The sequence below is a fragment of the Polaribacter sp. genome (genome assembly GCF_036480315.1).
Lineage (GTDB): Bacteria > Bacteroidota > Bacteroidia > Flavobacteriales > Flavobacteriaceae > Polaribacter.
In genome coordinates, this window is the sequence record NZ_JAZGGG010000032.1 from 1 (window position 1) to 25,046 (window position 25,046).

Annotated in this window: 22 protein-coding genes and 1 pseudogene; 6 read left to right on the forward strand and 17 right to left on the reverse strand. The window is 28.8% G+C overall.

The window, feature by feature from the left end; genetic code table 11:
• Positions 1 to 112: pseudogene (locus V3V28_RS05915) on the forward strand (IS982 family transposase); the annotation flags it as partial.
• Positions 113 to 170: 58 nt separating this feature from the next.
• Here V3V28_RS05915 and V3V28_RS05920 read toward each other — a convergent pair.
• The 12 genes from V3V28_RS05920 to V3V28_RS05975 all read right to left on the reverse strand — a co-directional run bounded on the left by V3V28_RS05920 (position 171) and on the right by V3V28_RS05975 (position 11,538).
• Entirely contained in the window at positions 171 to 434 is a 264-nt protein-coding gene (locus tag V3V28_RS05920; protein ID WP_331364101.1) for a hypothetical protein, read from the reverse strand.
• Between the two features lie 257 nt (positions 435 to 691).
• Entirely contained in the window at positions 692 to 2,227 is a 1,536-nt protein-coding gene (locus tag V3V28_RS05925) for a hypothetical protein (protein WP_331364102.1), read from the reverse strand.
• Between the two features lies 1 nt (position 2,228).
• Positions 2,229 to 4,520: an FdhF/YdeP family oxidoreductase gene (locus V3V28_RS05930; protein ID WP_331364103.1), complete on the reverse strand. Its 2,292-nt coding sequence runs from the start codon at positions 4,518 to 4,520 to the stop codon at positions 2,229 to 2,231.
• A complete protein-coding gene (gene fdhD, locus V3V28_RS05935) occupies positions 4,513 to 5,319 on the reverse strand; it encodes a formate dehydrogenase accessory sulfurtransferase FdhD (RefSeq protein WP_331364104.1) in 807 nt (268 codons plus the stop codon). The genes V3V28_RS05930 and fdhD overlap by 8 nt, the downstream gene beginning before the upstream one ends.
• Before the next feature lie 66 nt (positions 5,320 to 5,385).
• Positions 5,386 to 6,567 (reverse strand): class I SAM-dependent methyltransferase, encoded by a 1,182-nt coding sequence (locus V3V28_RS05940; RefSeq protein ID WP_331364105.1) that lies wholly within the window; start codon positions 6,565 to 6,567, stop codon positions 5,386 to 5,388.
• A gap of 5 nt (positions 6,568 to 6,572) precedes the next feature.
• Positions 6,573 to 7,655, reverse strand: coding sequence for an AI-2E family transporter (locus V3V28_RS05945; protein WP_331364106.1), 1,083 nt, complete (start codon positions 7,653 to 7,655; stop codon positions 6,573 to 6,575).
• Complete coding sequence (locus V3V28_RS05950) at positions 7,655 to 8,932, reverse strand: hypothetical protein (protein ID WP_331364107.1); 1,278 nt, start codon at positions 8,930 to 8,932, stop codon at positions 7,655 to 7,657. Before V3V28_RS05950 ends, V3V28_RS05945 begins: the two co-directional genes overlap by 1 nt.
• A 50-nt stretch (positions 8,933 to 8,982) precedes the next feature.
• Complete coding sequence (locus tag V3V28_RS05955; protein WP_331364108.1) at positions 8,983 to 9,642, reverse strand: pyridoxamine 5'-phosphate oxidase family protein; 660 nt, start codon at positions 9,640 to 9,642, stop codon at positions 8,983 to 8,985.
• 2 nt (positions 9,643 to 9,644) lie between these two features.
• Positions 9,645 to 10,160, reverse strand: a complete 516-nt coding sequence (locus tag V3V28_RS05960) for a GNAT family N-acetyltransferase (protein WP_331364109.1) — start codon at positions 10,158 to 10,160, stop codon at positions 9,645 to 9,647.
• 36 nt (positions 10,161 to 10,196) lie between these two features.
• Complete coding sequence (locus V3V28_RS05965; protein WP_331364110.1) at positions 10,197 to 10,703, reverse strand: GNAT family N-acetyltransferase; 507 nt, start codon at positions 10,701 to 10,703, stop codon at positions 10,197 to 10,199.
• Between the two features lie 26 nt (positions 10,704 to 10,729).
• Positions 10,730 to 11,020: a DUF1272 domain-containing protein gene (locus V3V28_RS05970; protein ID WP_331364111.1), complete on the reverse strand. Its 291-nt coding sequence runs from the start codon at positions 11,018 to 11,020 to the stop codon at positions 10,730 to 10,732.
• Positions 11,020 to 11,538, reverse strand: coding sequence for a DinB family protein (locus tag V3V28_RS05975; protein WP_331364112.1), 519 nt, complete (start codon positions 11,536 to 11,538; stop codon positions 11,020 to 11,022). The genes V3V28_RS05970 and V3V28_RS05975 overlap by 1 nt, the downstream gene beginning before the upstream one ends.
• Positions 11,539 to 11,623: 85 nt before the next feature.
• Here V3V28_RS05975 and pdxR point away from each other — a divergent pair, with 85 nt between their 5' ends.
• The gene (gene pdxR / locus V3V28_RS05980) at positions 11,624 to 13,105 is read left to right on the forward strand and encodes a MocR-like pyridoxine biosynthesis transcription factor PdxR (protein ID WP_331364113.1); all 1,482 of its coding nucleotides are present in this window, start codon (positions 11,624 to 11,626) and stop codon (positions 13,103 to 13,105) included.
• A gap of 111 nt (positions 13,106 to 13,216) precedes the next feature.
• Here the strand turns inward: pdxR and V3V28_RS05985 are convergent, their stop codons facing one another.
• From V3V28_RS05985 to dnaN, 5 genes are all read right to left on the reverse strand, one after another.
• Positions 13,217 to 14,080, reverse strand: coding sequence for an RluA family pseudouridine synthase (locus tag V3V28_RS05985; protein WP_331364114.1), 864 nt, complete (start codon positions 14,078 to 14,080; stop codon positions 13,217 to 13,219).
• A 309-nt stretch (positions 14,081 to 14,389) separates the two neighbouring features.
• A complete protein-coding gene (locus V3V28_RS05990; RefSeq protein WP_331364115.1) occupies positions 14,390 to 14,809 on the reverse strand; it encodes a VOC family protein in 420 nt (139 codons plus the stop codon).
• Between the two features lie 88 nt (positions 14,810 to 14,897).
• Positions 14,898 to 16,589 (reverse strand): gamma-glutamyltransferase, encoded by a 1,692-nt coding sequence (ggt, locus tag V3V28_RS05995; RefSeq protein ID WP_331364116.1) that lies wholly within the window; start codon positions 16,587 to 16,589, stop codon positions 14,898 to 14,900.
• A gap of 239 nt (positions 16,590 to 16,828) precedes the next feature.
• The gene (locus tag V3V28_RS06000) at positions 16,829 to 17,425 is read right to left on the reverse strand and encodes an acyl carrier protein phosphodiesterase (protein ID WP_442957522.1); all 597 of its coding nucleotides are present in this window, start codon (positions 17,423 to 17,425) and stop codon (positions 16,829 to 16,831) included.
• A gap of 650 nt (positions 17,426 to 18,075) precedes the next feature.
• Entirely contained in the window at positions 18,076 to 19,194 is a 1,119-nt protein-coding gene (dnaN, locus tag V3V28_RS06005; RefSeq protein ID WP_331364117.1) for a DNA polymerase III subunit beta, read from the reverse strand.
• Positions 19,195 to 19,369: 175 nt separating this feature from the next.
• Between dnaN and V3V28_RS06010 the strand changes: the two genes are divergently transcribed.
• From V3V28_RS06010 to V3V28_RS06025, 4 genes are all read left to right on the forward strand, one after another.
• Positions 19,370 to 21,865, forward strand: a complete 2,496-nt coding sequence (locus V3V28_RS06010) for a PIG-L family deacetylase (RefSeq protein ID WP_331364118.1) — start codon at positions 19,370 to 19,372, stop codon at positions 21,863 to 21,865.
• A gap of 379 nt (positions 21,866 to 22,244) precedes the next feature.
• Entirely contained in the window at positions 22,245 to 23,954 is a 1,710-nt protein-coding gene (locus V3V28_RS06015) for a sodium:solute symporter (protein ID WP_331364119.1), read from the forward strand.
• A 155-nt stretch (positions 23,955 to 24,109) separates the two neighbouring features.
• Positions 24,110 to 24,262: a Gfo/Idh/MocA family oxidoreductase gene (locus V3V28_RS06020; protein WP_331364122.1), complete on the forward strand. Its 153-nt coding sequence runs from the start codon at positions 24,110 to 24,112 to the stop codon at positions 24,260 to 24,262.
• Positions 24,263 to 24,342: 80 nt separating this feature from the next.
• Positions 24,343 to 24,489: a hypothetical protein gene (locus tag V3V28_RS06025; RefSeq protein WP_331364120.1), complete on the forward strand. Its 147-nt coding sequence runs from the start codon at positions 24,343 to 24,345 to the stop codon at positions 24,487 to 24,489.
• Positions 24,490 to 25,046: the final 557 nt, after the last annotated feature.

Genomic DNA, 25,046 nt, shown 5'->3' on the forward strand with positions numbered 1-25,046 from the left:
AGGTTTTAAGACTAGAATACTCTCAAAATTAACCTCATTAACAATTATTCAATTCATTAATAAGTTTACTTTTGATAGAAATATTAACAACTTAAAAATTAGTATTATTTAAATGCACAACGGGTAACATTTATATTGTTATATCATTATAAACTAACTTGTGGGAGTAGTTATTTTTTTACAACAGATGTAAATGTTTTTAAAGTATCTTGTTTAACAATTCTAGCATTGTTAAGAGTTACTTTGATTACATGTTCTGGGTTTGAAACATGAAACACATAACTGAACTGTCTAAATGATGTAATGTGATAATTTGGAAATTCTTTCTTTACAGTTTCTTTATTAGACTCATAATGTTCTAATTCTGTTTTTACTGGTTGGCAACTTGTTAATAGTACCCCTACAAATGTGAAAGCTAATAATGCTTTTTTCATAATAAAATAATTTATAATTAATAAAAACTATTATTATAGTAACAGAGACTAACTTTGTAGAGGAGTTTAGTTTTCAGCCTTTTCTGCTGCTATTGTAAATAATAGCATATAAAAAATATTTATAAAGTTAGGGTGCTTTAAGTTTTTTTATAAAAATGAACGACATATAAATTTTCTATATGTTATGAACTTTTTATAAATTTATTTGAGAGGGTAATTGTTAATAAGGGTTATTAACTTTGCAAATGTACAAATAATTATTTTAATTTTAAAAAAGAAATATTATATTTTATTCCAAAGTTTATAAATGGGCTACTTAAGTTACCTCCTTTTGCTTTTACATAACCAATAGAAGTTCTTAAGTTTAACGTTTTATTTAAACGATAATTAAAACCTGCACTTGGTTTTACAATTAAACCTTCACCAGTACTAATATCTCCACCACCAGCTGCCCCACCTAAAACTTGTAGAAAAAGTGAAGTAGAATCATTAAATAGTAAGTTTGTTTTTGCTCCCAAACCTACAATACCTTCAGCATAAGCGCCTGCATTTCCAAAATTTGCAAAGGAAGTTTGACCAGCAATAAATATATTTTTATTCAAATCTAAATTTACTTGCATAGAAATCTGATGTAGGTTTTCTGTTGGATTAGATCCTCTTTTTGCATTAAAATATAAGTCTTGTTTTACAATGACATCTATTCCTTTAAACTTTCCTTTTGTATATCCATTATCTGAAATAATACCATTTCTATCAATATAATATTTTAGACCAAAACCTAAAGATGAAGTGTAAAAATAAGAATCAGGAGACATCACTAAACCTTTATTTATGGATAAATAAATATCTTTAAAAATTTGTTGTTCAATAGAGATGTCTGGATAAATTAAAAATCCGCCTTTAGTGTCTACTCCACCACCGCCGCCAGCACCAATTCCGAATTTTGCTAAAATGTTTGTACGATTTTTATTCAGAGATAAATGATATCCACCGCCTAAAAAAACATCCATATATCCAGCATCAATACCATCAAAAGCGCCATCTAGTTTTAAGAATGCAAACCAATTTTTATTAATGTATGAAGCCATTTCAAAGCCTGCCAATTTTATTGTCTCTCCATTATATTTATTACCATCTGTATCTTTAGTTTTTCCTTTAATTTTTAAGCTATTAATATGAAGCATTACCGAGTTTCTTTTAGAATTAATATTCCAATTAGATTTTGATAAAGATTCAATACTAATTTCTTTTTCAGATGAATCATAATCGGCATAATGATAATCTAAAGGAATTTCTAGTCCAAAGTTAAGTTGATGACTTTTTATATTTCCATCATCAAAAAAGTTAACATAACTCCAGCCAGAATTAATTGAAAAATGCTCAAATTGATATCCTAAATTTAGGTGAGGTAAAATGAATGCACCACCACCATCTAAAGCACCTCGTCCGCCGCCTCCACCAAAATGAAACCCAGCATCAATATAGAATTGTTCTTTAAAATATTTTTTTATGCCCGCATTTACACCTAAAGTAAAAAAACCTCCTCTAGCCCCGCTCACAGAACCGTAAATACCTAAACCAGCATACGCCCAATCATTTAACATTAAGTTGTAATGAATACCAGTAAAACCCATATTTTGTTCATTAGGTATTTCTGCTAAAGGCATTTTTACAGAATGAAAATCAATTTTTACAAATGCTTTCTGTGTTTTCATTTCTGAAATTTTTTCAGATTGAGAAAATAAAAATTGACTTATTAATAAGATTGAAAATAAGAAGATATACTTTTTCATTTTATCTTTTTTTGATGGTAATTATAACTGTTTTTGATGCTGGTGTATTGCTAATATCTGCTTTGCTTTGTAAAGGAACTAAAACATTTGCTTCAGGGAAATAAGTAGCTGTACATTGTTTAGGAATATTATAAGGAATTACTAAAAAACCTTTTGCTTCTCTTTTTTCATTATTGAAATGACTTGTTAAATCTACCAAATCTAATTTTTTAAAACCTAGTAAAATCATATCTTCTTGGTTCATGAAAATTATTCTTCGCTCATTTAAAACGCCACGATATCGATCATCTAAACCATAAATAGTGGTGTTATATTGATCGTGTGTTCTTATTGTCATCATCATAAATTGATTGTTTTCTAATCTAATTTCTGACGGTTTGTTCAAACTAAAATTAGCTTTACCGGTATGTGTTGGCTCAAAATTATTTTCTCGTGAGTTGTTTGGTAAATAAAACCCACCTTTTACTCTAACTCGTTTATTGAAGTCTTTAAAACCAGGAATTGTAGCTTCAATTTTATCACGAATTAAATCATAACTAGAAACTAATTCAGTCCAATTTGTTGTTGATTTCTTTAGAGTGGTATTTGCTAATTCTGCAACTATTGCATGTTCACTTAATAATTTATCGGAACAAGGATTTAAATGTCCATGAGATTGATGTACAACTCCCATAGAATTTTCGACAGAAATAAATTGTTCACCAGAACTTTGATTGTCTTTTTCCGAACGTCCTAAACAAGGCAAAATTAATGCTTCTTTACCTGTAATTAAATGACTTCTATTTAGTTTTGTAGATACTTGAACAGTTAACTTACAGTTGCGTAAAGCATCTGCTGTAAATTCTGTATCTGGTGTTGCAGAGACAAAGTTACCACCCATTCCAAAAAATACTTTTGCTTTTTTTTGATGCATTGCTTCAATAGCATCAACAACATCATAACCATGCTTTCTTGGTGCTTTAAAACTAAACTCTTTTTCTAAATTGTCTAAAAAAGAATCTTTGGGTTTTTCCCAAATACCCATAGTTCTGTCTCCTTGAACATTAGAATGACCACGGACAGGGCAAGTTCCTGCTCCTTTTTTACCAATACTTCCTTTTAATAATAAAATGTTTACAATTTCACGAATATTATCGACTGCATTCTTGTGTTGCGTTAAACCCATTGCCCAACAAATGATAATATTTTCATTGTTGATAATGAGTTCTGTAGCTTCTTTTATTTGTTCTAAAGATAATCCTGTTTGCTTAATTAAATCATCAATCGAATAGATGTCTAAATCTTCTAATAAATCTTCTATTCCTGCTGTTTTTTCGTTTATAAATTCATGATTAAAAACACTTCCGGGATTTTCGCCCTCTTTTTCTTTCATCAATTTTAAGATGATTTTTAACAAAGCTACATCTCCGTTAATTTTTACTTGAAGAAATAAATCGGTTAAGTCTTGTCCTTTACCAATCCATTTTAAAGGGTTTTGAGGGTCTTTATAATTAATTAAACCAACTTCTGGTAATGGGTTTATAGTAATTATTTTACCACCATGTTTTTTTGTGTCACTTAAAGCAGTTAACATTCTTGGATGATTTGTACCAGGATTCTGACCAATAACAATTACTAAATCAGTATGATTAAAATCTTCTAAAGTAACAGAACCTTTTCCGATTCCTAAAGTTTCTGAAAGTGCAGCACCACTAGATTCATGACACATATTAGAGCAATCTGGTAAATTATTTGTACCAAATTGTCTTACAAAAAGTTGATATAAAAATGCGGCTTCATTACTAGTTCTTCCAGAAGTGTAAAAAATGGCTTCGTCTGGTGAGTTTAAAGAATTTAATTCTTTGCCAATCATTTCAAAAGCAGCTTTCCAAGAAATTTCTTCATAATTATCTTTTCCTTCAGGTAAATACATTGGGTGTGTAATTCGTCCGCTTTTACCTATTTCATAATCAGATAATTTAGATAATTCTTCAATAGAATGTGTTGCGAAAAATAATGGAGAAACTTTGTTTTTAGTCGCTTCTTCTGCAACAGCTTTTGCTCCGTTTTCGCAATATTCAGCTAAAAAAGCTCTTTTTGTGTCAGGATCTGGCCACGCACAACCTGGGCAATCAAAACCATTTTTTTGATTGATATTTTTTAATAAAGTAATTCCTTTTATAACGCCAACTTCATCTTTAATATGTGTAATAGCAGAAGTAATTGCTTTTAAGCCAACTGCAGATGTAGGAATTTTTTTTAATTGAATTCCTGTTAACTTTTCTGGTGGTTGCGCATTTGTTTTTTTAGACATTTTCTAAATTTTTTATAAAATCTGGATTTGAATAAATTGTCATTTTTTTTTCTCTTGTAAAACCAATTAAGCAAATTCCGAATTCTTTTGCAAAATCAACAGCTAAAGAAGAGCATGCAGAGACAGCAACTATAATAGGGATTTTTGCAATAAATGCTTTGGATACAATTTCATAAGAAACCCGACCGCTAACCAATAAATAATTTGCTTTTTTTAATGCGTTTTTGTTTAATAAATCGCCAACTGTTTTATCAACAGCATTGTGTCTTCCAATATCTTCTTTTATGGTTAATAATTCTTGATTTTTATCAAAAATGGCTGCTGCATGACTACCTCCTGAAGCTTTAAACGCTTCTTGAGAAGCTTTCATTTTAGAAAACATTTTATGCAAAATTTCTGAAGAAAAAGTAGCCTTCTTAATTAGTTTTTCCCCTTCAACTTTTATATCCTTCAATTCTTGCTTTCCGCAAATACCGCAGGAAGAAACAGACAATAATGTTCTTTTATTTAAATATCCTTTCCCTAAATTTTCTTTAGAAATAGTAACATTTATTATTGATGGAATTTTGTATTTTTCTTCAATAATTTCAAAAATAAAATTTGTAGAATTCTTATAAATGTCTTCTGCATAAAGTAAGCCTCTTACAAGTTCAAAATCATTATCTGGCGTTCTCATAACAACTGTATAAGCTTCGTTGTTAATGTTAATCTGTAACGGTGCTTCCACCACTAAAGAGTCATTAACAGTTGTGCTTTTTTTGGATGCTATTTTTAATCCTTGATACGTTATTGTTTGCATAAAAATGAAAGTAATACTTACTATACAAACTTAATGAAAATGTTATAGATTTTAAACTTCCTTAAATTAAACTTTATTTTTTCTGCAAAAAATACAAATTAGTTTGTTTTCGATATTTGTAGTAAAGAATAAAAAGGAATTTCCACCATCTTTAATTTTGGTTTCTTTTCTTATTTGTGTTACTGTTTTCGGGAAGTTTCTAGTAGTAATATTTGCCTTGTTTTCTGAAAGTAATTTTGAAATTTTCTTTTTATCATACGAAATAATATTTTCAATTTTAAAAACCCTTCCAGGGAAATCGATTAAATTTTCTGAAGTATATAAGTGAGAATGTTGGTGTAGTTTAAAAAGATTTAATTGTCTTGATATTTGATGAAATCCACCTGATTTTAAAATAGCAGCATTCGGTTCATACAAATAGGTGAGTGGTTCAGAATAATTTGAAAATACTTCTTCGTGTAAATTAAAATTAAATTTTTGAAAATCTATTTTTAGAAAGTTAATTGTTTTAATTTGAATCTCATTTTTGTAATCTTTCTCTAATAAAAATAAAACTTCTTTAACTTCATTTTGAATAGCAATAACATGAATTTCTTTTACATATTTCAACTCATTTATTGCACTAGAAATATCTAAAATTGGAGAATTTTTAAGTAAAATTTGATTGGTTTTACTGAATATAAAATCTATATTTTCTGGAACGTTTGGCAAACAATCTTTTAATAAAAATACTTTTCCTTTGATGTCATTTCTTCTGGAAGGATCTATGTAGATACAGTCGAAATTATTTGTGGTATTTTTTAAGTATTGTAATCCATCACCAGAAAAAGTTGCAATATTATCTTTCTTTAATTGTTGATAATTGTGTTTTACAATTGTTGATAAACTATCATTGATTTCACAATGAGTTACTTCTTTAAATTGATTAGAAAAGTAGTAACAATCAACGCCAAAACCACCTGTAATATCAATAATTGATTCACCAGAAACGATTTTAGATTTGTAATCTGCAGTTATTTCTGAAGAAGTTTGTTCAATACTAATTTTTGCAGGATAATAAATGTTTTCTGTAGAAAACCAAGTTGCTAATTTACAAGTCGATTTTTGTTTAGCAACAATTTGATTCGCTAATTCTTGTATTGAAATACCATCAAAAGGACTTCCTTTTAAAATCAGTTTTGTAATATCAGATTTTAAATTATCAGAAATAAATTGCTGAACTTCAGGGTCTAGGATGGCTGAATTCAAAAGAATTATAGGTCTTTGGTTAATGATTTCACAATCTTATTATCTGCTAAAAACTCTTTTAAAATCACTTTTAATGCTGTATACATTGGAACAGCGGTTATCATACCAACAATACCAAAAAGTAAACCTCCGATAATAATAATCAAGAAAATTTCTAAAGGATGCGACTTTGTTGTTTTTGAAAATATAATTGGCTGACTTGCAAAGTTGTCAACTAACTGCGCAATAAAATAACCAATCATAACATAAATGGTTGTGGGTAAAATTTCATTTTGAAAATCTAAACCAATATTACTTGTCATTGATAAAACAAACATTATTACGGCGCCAATCATCGGCCCAACATAAGGAATTAGGTTTAACAACGCACATAAAAAAGCAATTACAACTGCATTGTCAATATCAAAAATTAATAAAATAATTGTGTATAAAACAAAGAGAATAGTAATTTGAGTAATTAAGCCAATAAAATATCTTGATAACAAATCATTAATAGTTTCTAAAGATTTAGAAAACCTGTTTTCAGTACCATTTGGTATTATTGTCATCACACCTTTTTTTAGTAATTGACTGTCTTTCATAAAAAAGAAAGAGATAAATAATACTGAAAATAAACCAACGCTTAAAGAGCCAAGAGTTCCTAAAACAGAGTTTAATAAATTAGGTATTTCTTTAAATTGAGATATAAAATCTACATTTTTTAATTCACTTAATACATCAATCCCTTTTGAAGAAAAATAAGCGGTTATTTGGTTAAATATTTCTTGAACGTTAGCTTGTAATTTGTTGACATCTAACAAGGATAAACTTTTTCCTTGTTCTGCAATTAAAGGAATAAACATCACAATTAAACCAGCTAATAAGCCCAGCATTAAGGTCATTGTAAAAACGACAGCAATTGTGTTTGGAAACTTTAATTTTCTTCTTAAAAAAATAATAATTGGTCTCGCAATTAAAGATAAAATTCCTGCAATAATTATATAGATAATTACAGATTGAATTGCGTATAAAAAATATCCTAAAAGAAGAATTCCAATAATAATGCCTAAAGCTCTTAAAATTCCGTTTGCTATTATTTTTGATTTCATTAATTATATGCTTTTACTTGACCCATACTTAAAATTCTGTCTTTTCCAAAACTATGATTTGTTGGTAACAATGTACCACTTTCTGTAGTAATCCAATCTTGCCAAGTTGCAGGTGTTCCATTCATTCTGCCATTTTTTAAATACATTTTGTAACTTTTAGGAACATTATTTTCATCTAAAAGCCAAAGGTAAGAATCTCCAGGTGTTGAACCACCAGTAGTGTATTTTACTAAAAGTGCATCTTTTCCATCTACTTTTTGGACACTTCTAATAATACCAGATTCAAATAATTTATGAGGTGCAACTAACCAAAAAGAATCGTTATTAAAAAACCTATTTGCTTTTTTTACAATCGTTGAATCTGAAATCTGTTGTAATTTATCATTATAAAAAACGGTGCTTTTCTTAATGTTATTTGGTTGTAAATTTACACGAATTGTATCCCAAGAAACGTCTACAATATGTTTTTCTTTATTCCATTTATAATGTCTTCTTCCTCCAAAACTCCATTCTATAAAACGAGTTTTCCTGTATGCTTCATGTTTTATCGCTTTTAATATTTCTTTAGCAATACTATCTGCTTTAATGTTTTCAGACTTTACATCACCCATTGGCAATTGCATACCAAATAATGAGAGTTTGTGTTTTGTTGGTAATTTAATACCAGATTTTGTATTTTTCCAATTAGACCAAGTTGCAGAAACGCCACCAATAGGAATTATTGAAGTCCACATTTTAAATGAAGTAGGGTAGTGGTTTTCGTCTAAAATCCACAAGTAAGAATCTCCAGGAGTTGAACCTCCAGAAGTATAGGTTATTAAAAGTGCATCTTTACCATTATAGTTTACAATACTTCTTTCTGTTCCTGAATCAAAAATTTTATATGGTGCAACTAGCCAGAAAGAATCGTTGTTAAAAAAGGCTTGTGCTTGCTTAATTATTTCAGGATCATCAGAATTTTTTCCATCAATATAAACAACAGATTTTGCGGGTTCATTTGTGTGTAAAGTTACTTTGTAATGATCCCAAGAAACATGAACTATATTTTCTTGTTTGTACCATCTATAAAAATGTTCTCCTCTAAAACTCCATTTTAAAACTTCAGTATTATCAAAAGCTTCGTGGTTTATTGCATTAAACATTTTAATAGCCAATGCATCTGCATCTTTTCCTTGTTTTCCTTCTGGAAGTTTCTCGTTATTTTCAAAATAATAAATCGTTACAAAAGCAATTAATAGAAGTACTATTATTCCTAAAATCTTAAAAAATTTCTTCATAAAAAAAAATGATAAACTATATTGCTAATTTATCATTTTTTAATCATTCGTTATTTGTTTTGTTCATAATAATCTAAAACATGTTTCGGAATTTCCATTTCTTGTGGTTTTCCTTTATCAGCAATTGGGTATTCTGCGACTTGCTTAATAGGTACAATTCCTGCCCAAAAAGGTAAATTGTAATCTTCTGGTTCATCAGCAACACCAACATCTCTCACTTTTGCAGAAGCTTCTTCAATAGTAAATTCTACCACTAAAGTTCTATCCAATTCTTTTTGATACATTGGTCTTAAAGAATCCCATTGGTTTGGTACCATTTGATTTACAATCCACTTTAAGATTTCTGTTTTTTCAGCATCTTTTTCTATCTTTTTTAAGCTTCCAAACATAGTAACAGACCTGTAATTTACAGAATGATGAAAGCCAGAACGCGCTAAAACCAATCCATCTAAATGCATTACTGTTATAGAAGTTTCTCCACTTTCTAAAATGGCTAACAACATTCTATTTGCAGTAGAACCATGAATGTAAACTTTATCTTCTCTTCTAGAATATGCCATCGGAATTGTGATGGGTTTTCCGTCATAAATATAACCAACGTAACATAAAAACCCTGCGTCTAAAATGGTGTTTATTTTTTCGACATCGTATGTTGCTCTATTTGCACCTCTTTTTACTCTATTTAATTTTGATTTTTCGTACTCTTTCATTTTTATAGTTTTTTAGCAAAAATTAGATTTTCATAATTTTTTTCTCCTACAAAAAAATCGATGCTTCCAACTTTGTTGAACCCATATCTTTCATAAAAACGAATACCTTTTGTATTCTTATAATATGCAGTCAACCAAATAGTTGTAAACTTTAGTTCGATTGCTTTTTCTAGAATAATATCTTGTAATTGAGAACCAATTTTTAATGCAATAAAATCATTTAAAATATATAAACGCTCCAGTTTACAAGAATTTATATCTTCAGATTCTGGGTAGCTACGATGTATAGAAAGCTTCGCAAAACCAATTGGTAATTCATCTGAAAAGACAATCCAAAATAAATTTTCTTTGTCATTTAACTCTTCTTTTATTTTAGAAACTGAATAATGAGTTTTGTAAAAATCTAATAAAAAGGCTTTATTTTCTATGTATTTCCCATGAGATTCTGTGTAGGTAATTCTTCCTAGCAAAGAAATATATACAGCATCTTTTTCTGTGGCTCTTCTAATTTCTATCATTTTATCTTTTAATTGAATACGTTTTCTAAAATTGAATTAAATAGCTATTTGAAATAAACTAACTGTGGCATTTTGATAATGATCTGGAAGCTCTGATGTGTTTTTTAATTTTGATAACCCTAAAAAATCAAATCCACATTTTTTATAATAATTAATTAGGCTAATGTTTTCACCAACTGTATCCATTCTAATGAATTCTTTATTTTTCTGATTTGCATACTTTTTTGCCCAAAGAATAATTTCATTCACTAAATTTTGACCTCTAAATTTAGGGTTTGTAGAAATTCGATGAATATAAATTGCTTTGTCTTCATTTCGCTTTTCCCAAATTTGAGGATCATTTTCAGTAGTAGCCCAAATACAAGCAATTTCATTGTCAATTATAAGTTTCCATTGTCTGTTTTCTGCTATTTCCTTTTTAATAAGTTCTCTGTCAAAATCTGGCCAATGAACTTTAAACTTTGTTTTTTGAAAATCGGTTGCAATTTTATAGAACTCAAATATTTTATTTATGTCAACTTTAGTACTGTTTAATATTTTCATATTATTAGTTGATAACAATGTTTTTTTTATCTTTTATTTGGGTGCGTGTTTTTATGCTTTTCAGTATTTAGTTTTGCTATTTCTAAATCTTTTGGTTTAAATATTCGTTTTTTTGATGCAGGATATTTTTCTTTATATTTTGACGGTCTAATTGGTCGCTCTACAAAGTTACCAGAACAATTTGGGCAAACATTTTCAAAAATTTCTATAGCACACGTTTTACAATAGGTACATTCAAAAGTACAAATCATAGCTTCTGTAGATGTGTTAGGTAAATCTTTATTGCAATGTTCGCAATTAGGTCTAATTTCTAACATTATAAATATCTTTCTTTAATAACTTCTATGTGCCAAACACTATGTCCTAATAATAAAAAAGCACAAGCTCTTGCAGACATTGGAGTGTTACTTGCAGTCCCAATATTACTTAAATTTTCATCAGAAATACTGTTTATTAAATTGATAGTATATAAACGTGTAATCGTAAATTCATGAATTAATACTTCTAAAGTTTTTGCGTTTGCTTCAGAAGGAGCAACATAATCATCTTGTTCGTAACCTGGTAAAGCAGTTTTGTCATTCCTAGAAATACACAGTAAACGATACATAAAAATACGTTCTGTGTCTATAATATGTTGCAACAATTCTTTAATTGTCCATTTTTTTGGTTGATATCTATACTCTAATTTTTCTTCATGAATTGATGAGAAGAAATCGATCACCATTTTTTTATCAACTTCTAAACCACTAATTAAATCAGTAGTTTCAGGAACTTTATCAATATATCTTTTGTAATATCCGTTGTATTCTGATGATTGTAAATTTTTTTTAATCATGATTTTGTTGTTTTGTTATTTCAAAATTACTACATTTATGGACTGTTTCAATCGTCCAGAATTAAAATAAATAATAGTCCAGTTTATGTTTCCATATAAAACTAGTTTTCATTTAGTTAGAAAAAGCAATCAAGCTTTGTATTTGCAATTGGCAAATCAATTTATAACATTGATAAAAGAACGAAAATTATCGCCAAAAACAAAATTACCAGGTAGCAGAACTTTAGCAGATTTATTAGGTGTTCATAGAAAAACAGTTGTGGCATGTTATGATGAGTTATTATTACAAGGTTGGATAGAAAGTATTGCTAAAAAAGGAACTTTTGTGCATGCAAATTTGCCAGAACTATTCCAGCAAGAATTTGTAAAATCTGTTGTTAAAAAAGTAAATTCTAAAATTGGATTTAATTTTTATAAGAATGAAAATTTAGAGAGAAAAATTCCTGTAAAGAAAGTTGATTTTATGTATTTAAATGATGGTGTTTCTGATACAAGATTAACGCCGACAGAAGATTTAGCTAGAATTTATAGAAGAATTTCGAGTCGGAAACTTATTTATAAAGAAATGTCATATGGTTCTGCTTTTGGAAATGAAAAACTGCGTAAAACGTTATCAGAATATTTAAATAATACAAGAGGATTAAACACAAGTTTCGAAAATATTTTAATTACTCGAGGAAGTCAAATGGGCATTTATTTATCTTCTAAATTGTTATTAAATAAAGATGATAAAATTATTATTGGAAAAACAAATTACACTTCTGCTGATAATTCTTTTCTAGAACGAAAAGCGAATTTAGTAAGAATTTCTGTAGATGAAAACGGATTGGTAACCCAAGAAATAGAGAATCTTTGTAAGAAAAATGTTATTAAAGCTGTGTATGTAACTTCTCATCATCATCATCCAACAACGGTTACTTTATCTGCAGAAAGAAGAATTCATTTATTAAATTTAGCAAAAAAATACAATTTTGCAATTATAGAAGATGATTACGATTATGATTTTAATTATAATCATTCGCCAATTTTACCATTGGCAAGTCATGATGTAAATGGAAACGTAATTTACATTGGTTCTGTTTGTAAAACAGTTGCACCGGTTTTTAGAATTGGTTATTTAATTGCGCCAAAAGCATTTGTAAATGAAGCTGTAAATCAACGTAGAATTATAGATAGACAAGGTGATGCTTTGTTAGAATTAACTTTTGAAGAATTTATTAAAAATGGTGATTTAGATAGACACATTAAGAAAGTAATGAAAGTTTATAAAACAAGAAGAGATTTGTTTTGTCAGCTTTTAAAAGAACATTTTTCTACTATTTTTTCTTTTGAAACTCCAAAAGGAGGAATGGCAGTTTGGGTTACCTTAAATAAAAAATATTCTTGGAAAACAATTGTTGAAGTTGCTCAAAAGCACAAATTAGAAATAGGAAATTGGCAACGTTATGATCCTAACAATTCGAATCATAATTCTATAAGAATGGGATTTGCAACTTATAATGAAACAGAAATTAATGAGTTAATAAATAGACTTTCTAAAACTATGAAGGAAATAGTTTCAACTTAAAATGTTCTCGATACAAAATTTCTGAAAAAAAAATTTCACTCGAACTGACAACGTGTTTATTAGTTCTGTTTTTCTTGCTGTCACAAAATCGTTTCGAGATGTTTTTTAGTTTTAAACTTCAGGAAAAATCTTCGTAAATTTCTTCGGAAGTTCTTTTGTAACAGAGATTTTCTCTTTCATAAACGGATGTACAAACTCTAAACTCGAAGCATGTAAATACAATCCTTTTCCGTTTAAAATCGTATCTTCAATAAAATATTCTTTGTCTCCTAAAATAGGATTTCCAATTGCAGTTAAATGTTTTCTTAATTGATGTTTTCTTCCAGTTTTTGGCTGTAATTTCACCAAATTAAGAAACTCAAAGCGTTTAGATATTACAAAATTTAAAACTTCAAATTCTGTGTATGCATTTTTATTATCAACGTTTAAATTAATAATTCCTCCTTTACATATTTTACCAATAACAACCGCAAAATATGTTTTCTGAATTTCTTTGTTTTTAAATAGTTTTCCTAATTCTGTAATTGAAGAACTTGTTTTTCCGATTAATAAAACACCACTTGTTGGGTAATCTAATCTGTGAATTGGTTGTGGTTTTACAGCATCAACTAAATTGCTTTTCTTAAGATTTTGAGTTAATCCATTTGCAATGGTTACAAATTTATTTCCGCTTACTAAAATACCTGCAGGTTTGTATATAATTGCTAAATAATCATCTTCAAATAAAACGTCTAGTTTTAATTCTAATCTTTCAAATGTTGAAGAATTTTCTGATTCAAACAATTCTATTTTTTCTCCACCAGAAATATATTTAGATGTTGTTGCTAAAACTCCGTTAATAAAAATATGCTCTTTTTTGATTGCTTTTTTTATACCAGATTTTGTAGGAATTGTATTAAAAACACCAACTCCATATTCTTGAAAACGAATTGGTTTTTCTAGTTTCTGTACAATATGAGTTTCTGATAATTTCATAGTTTTAAATAAACCATTTCCAGGGCTCGATAAAAATTAATACAGTTGATAGTAATATCAATAGAAATGAAAACAGTTTTATCATCTTATTTTCATTAGATATTAGAATAAATAAAAAAGTAAAAACTTCAACAGCAAAAATATAAATTAAATAAAAGTATTTTAAATACTGTAAACCATATAAAGCTCTTTTCTTTCCATCTGCATAAACATATTCAATATATAAATCAAAATTTATTTTTATAAAAAATAAATTTGAAATGATTAAAAAGCTAAAGATTATTATATTTATGTTTCTTCTCAATTTCATTATTTCGCAAAAACTTTACTCATATCTTTAAAAGCTTTAAATTCTAAAGCATTATTTTCTGGGTCATTAAAAAACATCGTTGCTTGTTCACCAACTTTTCCTTCAAAACGAATGCAAGGTGCTATTTCAAATTTTGTGTTTGCAGCTTTTAATCTATCAGTTAAAGAATGCCAATCTTCCCAAGTTAAAATAACTCCAAAATGCGGAACCGGAACATCATGTCCATCTACAGAATTTGTTACAGATTCTGTTGGTTGATACCCTTCTTTTTGATGAATAACCAATTGATGCCCGAAGAAATTAAAATCTACCCAAACTTCAGTAGAACGACCTTCTTCACAATTTAAAATATCTCTGTAAAAAACTCTACATTTTTCTAAATCTTGAACTGGTATTGCTAGGTGGAATGGTTGTATCATTTTATAAGTTTCAAAGTTTTCATTTTTGCTAACTGCTAACTGCTAACTGCTAACTGCTAACTGCTAACTGCTAACTGCTAACTGCCAATTAAAATCCAACAGCAGCATCATCTCCTCGTTTATCTGCACCACCTTCTAATTTTCCGTTTGATAAAACTAAAATAGCATCAACTCTACCAATAATTAAAGAATTTTTTTCTAAAATTTCGTATCCTAAAGATTCTAGTTTTGTCTTTGTTTCAGTTGAAAAACCATTTGGTTCCATTCTAATTACATCTGGCAACCATTGATGATGAAAACGTGGTTGATCTACGGATTCCTGCATTCCCATATTATATTCTGCAATATTTAAAATATTTTGTAAAACAGAAGTAATAATTGTTGAACCTCCAGGAGTTCCTACAACCATTTTTAGTTTTCCATCTTTTTCTACAATTGTTGGTGTCATAGAACTCAACATTCTTTTTTCAGGTGCAATTGCATTTGCTTTAGAACCAACCAAACCATACACATTTGGTACACCAGGTTTGCTAGAGAAATCGTCCATTTCATTATTTAAAATAAAACCAGCACCTTTTACAACTACTTTAGAACCATAACCAGTATTTAAAGTTGTGGTTACAGAAACGGCGTTTCCAAATTGATCTATAATGGAATAATGTGTAGTTTCATCACTTTCATAACCCAATATTCTCCCATGAGAAACTTCGGAAGAAAGTGTTGCTTTATCCCAAGAAAAAGAACTCATTCTTTGGTTGATGTAATTTTGATTTGTTAAACTATCAATAGGAACATTTATAAAATCGATATCACCTAAAAAGTGAGCTCTATCAGCATAAGATCTTCTTTCTGCTTCTGTTATAAGTTGAATGTACTTTGTTGAATTATGTTCTATTTTAGATAAATTATAAGGTTCTACTGATTTTAAAATCTGTGCCACGCAAATTCCACCACTTGAAGGCAATGTCATTGTGTTTATCGTGTAATTTTTATAATTAAAAGAAATAGGTTTTCGCCAAACAGCATTGTATTTTTCTAAATCTTCGTGTGAAATAATTCCACCTAATTCTGTAATATAGTTCACAAATAAATCTGCCGTTTTTCCTTTATAGAACCCGTCTTTTCCAAAATCACGAATTCTTTCTAGAGTTTGTGCTAATTCTTCTTGTTTAAGAATATCATTTTCTTTCCATTCTTTATTAAAAACTGTTTTAAAAGTATTTACTTTTTCAAACCTTTTTGTAGCACTATTTAAAGATTTTGCTTGTTTTTTAGTAACAGTAATTCCGTTTCTTGCTAAATCTATAGCTGGCTGAATCAATTCTTTAAAAGGCAAGCTTCCAAATTTTTCATGTACTTCAAAAAGTCCAGCAACAGAACCAGGAATTCCGACTGCAAAAGCACCTAAAGTACTTTTTTTATCGATTACATTTCCTAGAGAATCTAAATACATGTCTTTATGCGCAGTAATTGGTGCTTTTTCTCTAAAATCCAAAGCGCCTTTTGTACCGTCATTATTTCTATAAACCATAAAACCACCACCGCCAATATTACCAGCAACAGGGTAAACAACCGCCAATGCTAAATGTGTAGCAATCATTGCATCGTAAGCGTTTCCTCCTTTTTCTAAAATAGCTGAACCGATTTTTGATGCTTCAACTCTCGCAGAAACTACCATTGCTTTATCGGCTATTAAACCTATTGTTTTTTCTTTTTTGGTTGATGTTTTACAATTTGTTATTAGTAAAGAAAGTGTGAAGAGTAGAATTAATTTTTTCATATTAAATTATATTTTTTTTGTTTTCATTTTTTCTTTTCCATTGATGAAAAGAAACAAAAACCTAGACTGATTTTAATTTTTTTAAACGCTACATTATATTTACCTATCTAATCCAGACCACTACGTTCTTTGGATTCTTGTCGTTTCAAACAATTTAAGTTTTTACGAAAATTAAAAATAGGTCATTTGTCTTAATAATTACATGTATTTATTATTTTTTAGATTCTTACTTTCTCTTTTTAAGAAATGACAGGAAGTTCTTTTATTTTCTTATTTGTATGTTCAATTAAATCTTTAAAAAACAAAGTAAAATCTTCCTCTAATTCTGTTTCTAAGGCATTTAAGTCTTTTATGGCTAAATCCATTTTAGATTTTCCTTTTGTTCTTTGATTTACACCTTTTAGAACTTTTTCAATTCCTTCTTTATTTTTATAATTGAATAGAATGTTATACTCAATCATATATTTTATGAAGTTTTGAGATTTTATAGGCAATTCTTCTTTTATTTCATCAAATAAATTATAAATGGAATTTGTATAAACATCTAATGGAATTGCAGAATAATCACTCCAGTTTTTTGCTAAAAAATAATCGTAAAAAATATCGATAATAACACCATCATAATGTTTGTAACGTTCGTGTAATCTTCGTTTACTTTTCCTAACAACTTCATGCGCATCAGTAAAGGTGTCTATTTCTCTGTGTAGAAAAATACCTTGCTGAATTTCTTTAGAAAAACCGTTGTAATTATTACCGCTAATATGATCTGCAATAAAATTACCAATCATAATATTGGTGTCGTTTTGTGATAGGTATAAATGTGCTAGGAAATTCATTTGATAAAAGTAAATAAAAATCACATACTTAATAGTTTTAAGAAGTTATAAATTCTTCTTAATTTTTATTAAGTATTTCTAAACTTTGATTATTAAAATGAAATTGTTGTTTTTATATCAAAAATAGAAAATCAATCAATTCATTAACAAAATTAATTATCGGCTTGTAGTATGAAGAATTACTGCCTTTCTCATTAAAATCTATATCCTAAAGTAAAATTATCAACACTATAAGGAGCATTGTGAATTTTTAACTCATTAATTTTTGATGTAAAGATATTTATATATTTAGTGTGTAAATAATATTTTTTAAAACCAAATATATCAGTTAACCATTTTTCTGTTAGTTGTATTAGATGATTTTCTCTTGGGTTTTCATCAATATCATTTTCTATTATCTTACCAAGTTTAATTTAGTCAACTCTTTCTATCTTATTTTTTGATTTATTATAAATCAAATCCCAAATTTTAATTTTATCAGAAATTTTTTCATAAGGATTTGCTTTTTCATTAAGAGAGTATTCAATATTCATAATAGATTTTTTAATAAAAATAAACAAAAAACCACAACTAAAAGCTGTGGTTTTATAAATATTTATGGTTGAATTCCTGCCTTCGCAGGAATGACAAGCTTCTAATAATTTAATGTGTTAGTTATTCAACATCACTGGCATTACAAGCATTGTAACTTGTTCACCTTCGTCAGTTCCATCAATAGGTGTTAAAATTCCTGCTCTGTTTGGTAAAGACATTTCAATTAACACTTCGCTAGAACTTAAATTGTTTAACATTTCGCTTAAAAAACGAGAGTTAAAACCAATTTGCATATCGTCTCCTTGATAATCGCAACTTAAACGTTCATCTGCTTTGTTGGCAAAATCTAAATCTTCCGCAGAAATATTTAGTTCTGTACCTGCCATTTTTAAACGAATTTGATGTGTTGTTTTACTAGAGAAAATAGAAACACGTCTTACAGAGTTTAAGAAAGAAGCTCTATCTACTGTTAATTTATTCGGATTCTCTTTTGGAATTACAGCTTCATAATTAGGATATTTCCCATCAATTAAACGACACACTAAAACTACATTATCAAACGTAAACTTTGCATTTGCGTCATTATATTCAATAGTAACTTCGCTATCAGAACCACCTAAAATTCCTTTTAATAAATTTAAAGGTTTCTTTGGCATAATGAATTCTGCAGTTTGATCTGCAGTAACATCTGTTCTTGTATATTTTACTAATTTATGTGCATCAGTAGCAACAAAAGTTAAACTTTGCGAGCTAAACTGAAAGAAAACACCGCTCATTACTGGTCGTAAATCGTCGTTTCCAGCAGCAAATATTGTTTTAGAAATCGCAGTTCCTAAAATACTTGCGGGTATAACTGTTTTACTTGGCGATGGTAAAGAAACCGCTTTTGGAAACTCATCTCCTCCAAAATATGCCATATCATATTTCCCTTGATCAGAACTAATTTCTATGGTATTATCTCCTTCTGTTTTAAAAGTTAAAGGCTGATTTGGAAATGTTTTTAAAGTATCTAATAATAAACGAGCAGATACAGCAATAGAACCAGAGCTTTCACTTTCTACTTCAACCACAGAACTCATAGTTGTTTCTAAATCTGATGCAGAAACTTTTAGTTCATTTTCAGATAATTCGAATAAAAAATTATCTAAAATTGGTAATGTGTTGTTACTATTTATAACGCCACCTAAAACTTGTAGTTGTTTTAATAATTGCGAACTAGATACAATAAATTTCATATACTATTTTTTCTTAATTTGATTTACAAATATAACCTTATTAACTGATTTTAAAAATTAATTTATCAACAGGTTATGAGCATTTTGTTGATGATTTTTGAAACGTTATAATTATGTTAAGAGATTCTATTTTATCTTTTAAAAAACTACATTTGTTTGTTATCAACACTCAAAAATGAAAAAACTTTTACTTTCAATTTCTGCACTTTTGCTAATTTCAATTTCAATATTTGCACAAAAACCTCAAAAATTAAACACAAATCAGGTTTTTGAGAAAATTCAAAAATTAAATTTTTTAGGAACGGCATTGTACATTGCTGCGCATCCAGATGATGAAAATACGCGTTTAATTGCCTATTTAGCAAATAATGTAAAAGCAAGAACGGGGTATTTATCTTTAACTCGTGGAGATGGAGGACAAAATTTAATTGGCCCAGAAATTAGAGAATTGTTAGGTGTAATTAGAACGCAAGAATTGTTAGCGGCAAGAAGAATTGATGGCGGACAACAATTTTTTACAAGAGCAAATGATTTTGGGTATTCTAAACACCCAGATGAAACTTTAAAGATTTGGAATAAAAAGGAAGTTTTAAGCGATGTTGTTTGGGCAATTAGAACCTTTAAACCAGATGTAATTATCAATCGATTTAATCATAGAACTCCTGGTACAACACATGGGCATCATACAAGTTCTGCAATGTTAAGTGTAGAAGCTTTTGATTTGGTTGGTGATAAAACTAAATACTCTGAACAGTTAAAATATACAGAAACGTGGCAGCCAAAACGTTTGTTTCATAATACTTCTTCTTGGTTTTATAGAGATAAAGCGAAGTTTGAAGAAGTAGCAAAAGAATTTACAAAGTTTGATGTTGGTGTGTATTATCCGTTAAAAGGATTGTCTAATAACGAATTAGCATCGATGGCAAGTAGCCAACATCTATGTCAGGGTTTTGGAAGAGTTACTACAAGAGGAAGTCAGAAAGAATATATTGAGTTTTTAAAAGGAGACAGACCAAAAGATAAAAACGATGTTTTTTCTGGAATAAATACCACTTGGAATCGTCTTAAAAACGGAGGCGAAATTGGTGAGATTTTATATGAAGTTGAAAATAATTTCGATTTTGTAAAACCGTCTAAACATTTGTCACAATTGATGGAAGCGTATCAATTAATTCAGAAGTTAGAAGATTCTCATTGGCGAAAAATTAAAGAAAAGCAAATTAAAGAAATTATTGAAGCTTGTGCAGGTTTGTATTTAGAAGCTTCTGCAATTAGCTCTTCTGCAACTCCAAATTCATCAATTGATGTAAATATTGAAGTGTTGAATAGGAGTGAAGTCAATATTGAATTGACATCAATAAATTCTACGATTGATAATAAAACAATTTCAAAAGAATTGGATTTAGAAACGAATAAAAGAATCAATTTTAAAGAAATAATTACTATTAAAACGAATCAGTTTTCAGATCCTTATTGGTTGCGAAAAGAAGCAACTTTAGGAATGTACAATGTCGAAAATCAAAACTTAATAGGAAAACCAGAAACGTCAAGACCAGCAAAAATAGATTTCAATTTGATAATTGATGAAGTTGCTATTACCATTACAAAAAACGTTGTTAGAAGGTATTCTGAAAGAGATAAAGGAGAAATTTACGAACCTTTTGAGATTTTACCTTTAATTACCACAAAATTAAAAAACAAAGTACTTATTTTTTCTGATGATGAAGTTCAAAAAGTTTCTGTGGAAGTAAGAGCAGGAGCAAACAATGTTTCTGGAAAAATACGTTTAAATGTTCCAGAAAATTGGAAAGTATCGCCGAAAGAAATTGATTTTAATATTCAGCAAAAAAACGATAAACTGACGGTTGAATTTTTAGTAACTCCGCCAAAAAATCAATCTGAAGGAACGCTAAAGGTTGTGGCAACTTCCAATGGAAAAACATATAAAAAAGAATTGGTAGAAATTAATTACAATCACATACCAAAACAATCTGTTTTATTAAATTCTGAAGCGAAGGTTGTTCGTTTAAACATCAAAAAAGTAGGAAACAAAATAGGTTATATAAAAGGTGCTGGAGATGTTGTGCCAGATAATTTAAGACAAATTGGTTATGAAGTAGAAGAAATAAACCCGTCTGAAATAAATGGAGGTAATTTACATTCTTATGATGCAATTGTTTTAGGAATTAGAGCATATAATGTTGTAAAAGAATTAAAATTCAAGCAAAAATTCTTGCTAGAATATGTAGAAAATGGTGGAAATATGATTGTGCAATACAATACCAATAGAAGAGTAGATGTTGGTGCACCTTTTGGATTAAAATTATCTAGAGATAGAGTTACTGATGAATTTGCACAAGTAAGAATTTTAGATGAGTATCATTCTCTTTTAAATTATCCTAATAAAATTACGCAAGATGACTTTAAAGGTTGGGTGCAAGAACGAGGTTTGTATTTCCCTGGTTCTTGGAGCAAAGAATACACACCAATTTTGTCTATGAACGACAAAGGTGAAACCGCAAAAAACGGAAGTTTACTAATCGCAAAATATGGCAAAGGAAATTACATCTATACAGGTTTAAGTTTCTTTAGAGAATTACCAGCTGGAGTTTCTGGTGCGTATAAATTGTTTGCCAATATGTTGGCTGTAGGGAAGGATGTTGAAAAGTAGTTACATAGTTGCAAAGTTTGAATTGAAAAAATTAAGTTGAGTTTGTCATTCCTGCGAAGGCAGGAATTTATAATAAGTAAGTTTGGATTCTGTCTTCGCAGGAATGACAGAAAGTTGGTAAACAAGTTTAGCCCTGATTGAGTGGTTTGTTTGAGCTCTTTTTTAGTGTCAGTTCGAGTAAATTTTGAAGAATAAAAAATTTGTATCGAGAACAAGCTAAAAAAAGCGAGTAGCGAAAGCAGGAAATAGCTTCAAAAAAATATATAGAATGAAAGATCAAAAATACATCTGGAAAAAAGAATATACACTGGTTTTAGTTGCCAATGTAATTTACATTTTAGCTTTTTATTTTATCACAAATTATTTTACTGTTTAGTTTATGGGAATAGCAAGTAAATTACATGTAGTAGATTGGATTATTTTATCGGTAACTTTAATTTTTATTGTTGCTTATGGAACCTACGTAACCAGAAAAAGCAAGAACGTTACAGATTACATAAAAGGTGGAAGCGACTCGAAATGGTGGACAATTGGTTTGTCTGTAATGGCAACGCAAGCGAGTGCAATTACGTTTTTATCAACTCCAGGACAAGCGTTTCATAGCGGAATGGGCTTTGTACAATTTTACTTCGGATTGCCAATTGCAATGGTGATTATTTGTGTGGTTTTTATACCAATTTATCACAAATTAAAAGTCTACACAGCCTATGAGTTTTTAGAAGGAAGATTCGATTTAAAAACAAGAAGTTTAGCAGCAATTTTATTTTTAATTCAAAGAGGATTAGCCGCAGGAATTACCATTTTTGCACCTGCAATTATTTTAAGTGCAGTTCTTGGTTGGGATTTATTAACATTGAATGTAATTATTGGTTTTTTAGTAATTATTTACACCGTTTCTGGAGGAACAAAGGCTGTAAATGTGACTCAAAAACAACAAATGATTATCATTTTTATTGGAATGGTCATCGCTTTTTATATGATTATGAGTCAGCTTCCTGCTGATATTACATTTACAAAAGCATTAGAAATTGCTGGCGCAAGTAATAAAATGGAAGTGTTAGATTTTTCTTTCGATTTAAGTAATCGGTACACGGTTTGGACGGGTCTTTTAGGAGGTACTTTTTTAATGTTGTCTTATTTTGGAACAGATCAAAGTCAGGTTCAACGTTATTTGTCTGGTAAATCTGTTAGAGAAAGTCAGTTAGGTTTAATTTTTAACGGATTGTTAAAAGTGCCAATGCAGTTTTTTATTCTGTTAATTGGTGTGATGGTTTTTGTTTTTTATCAGTTTAATGCTTCGCCTTTAAATTTTAATCCTACAGTTAATGAAGCGATTGCAAATTCTGAATATGTTGAAGAATATAAAAAATTAGAAGCAGAACACATTCAAATTGAAAACACAAAAAAAGCACTTTTTGTAGATGGTTTTCAGATTGAAGAAAAACAACAAATTTTATCTTTAAATAAAAGGGATCTAGAGCTAAAAGCAGCTTCTAATGCAGTTATTAAGAAGATAGATGAAGAAATAGAAGCTAATGACAAAGATTATGTATTTATTCATTTTATATTAAATAATTTACCAAGAGGATTAATAGGGCTTTTATTAGCAGTAATTTTATCTGCAGCAATGTCTTCTACAGCGTCCGAATTAAATGCATTGGCAAGTACAACTGCGATGGATTTGTACAGACGAAATGTAAAAGAAGAAAAGAGCGATGAACATTATGTAAAAGCATCTAAATGGTTCACACTGGCTTGGGGAATTGTCGCCATTTCTGTGGCTTGCGTAGCCAATTTATTCGAAAATTTAATAGAATTAGTTAATATTATTGGTTCTGTTTTCTATGGAAATGTTTTAGGAATTTTCTTGTTAGCTTTCTTTGTGAAGTATGTAAAAGGAAACGCGGTTTTTATAGCTGCATTAATAACTCAAACAATAATTATTGCAGTCTATTTACTAGATTGGTTACCGTATTTATGGTTGAATTTATTAGGTTGTGCTTTTGTAATGGGTATTGCGATTATACTTCAGTTTTTTATACCCTCAAAAGAAAAGTTTGATGATTTAGAAATAATTGGAACTCATTAATAATGGAAAAGAAAACCATTAAATGGGGAATTATTGGTCTTGGAAATATAGCCAATAAATTAGCAACAGATATAGCTACTTTAGAAAACACAGAATTAGTTACTGTAGCTTCTAGATATTAAGAAAAAGCAAATAAGTTTGCACAAAAATTTTCTATTAAAAAAGCCTACAATTCATATGCAGCATTATCAAAAGATACAGAAGTTGATGCAGTTTATATTGCAACGCCACATAGTTTTCATAAAGAACACACCATACTTTGTTTGCAAAATAAAAAGCAGTTTTATACGAAAAATCTTTTGCAATGAATATGCAAGAAGTAGAAGAAAGAATTGCTGTTGCAAAAGAGAACAACGTTTTGCTAATGGAAGCATGATGGACGTATTTTTTGCCTCATTATCAATACGTTTTAGAGATTGTTAAAAATGAAAAATTTGGGATATTAAAAGAACTTGAAGCCGATTTTGGATTTCGTTTTACAGGAGAGAAAGAAAGTAGAGGTTTTAAAAAAGAACTAGGTGGTGGTAGTTTATAGATATTGGGATTTATCCAATTTTTGCAGCTTTATCTTCTTTAGGAAACCCTGATTCTATAGATGCAAATGCTACTTTTTTTGAAAACAGAGTAGACTCAACCTGTAATATTATTTTTAATTATAAAGATGCAAAAGCTATTTTAAAAAATTCATTTTTAGAAGAAACTCCTACACATGCTATTTTTACGTTTGAAAATGCAATTGTGAAAATAAATAGAATGTTTCATTAACCTTCTACTGTAACTATTTTTGAAAACGGAAAAGAAGAATTCATTGATTTTAATTACAAAACCATAGGTTATAATTTTGAAACGAAACATTTCAATAATCTTTTAAGAGAGAACAAAACAGAAAGTAATATTATGACTTTTGAGTTTTCTAAAAATTTGATATCAACTTTAGATGAAGTTAGAAGTATTGTTGGTTTTAGAACTTGGATTCAATGTTCTAACGCAACAAAGCGTTTAGGTTTTTGATGTTACTAAGCTACAAATTTCAGCTCAATATCCATCATTTCTTTAGGTGTTTTATATCCAATAATTTTTCTTGGTCTATTG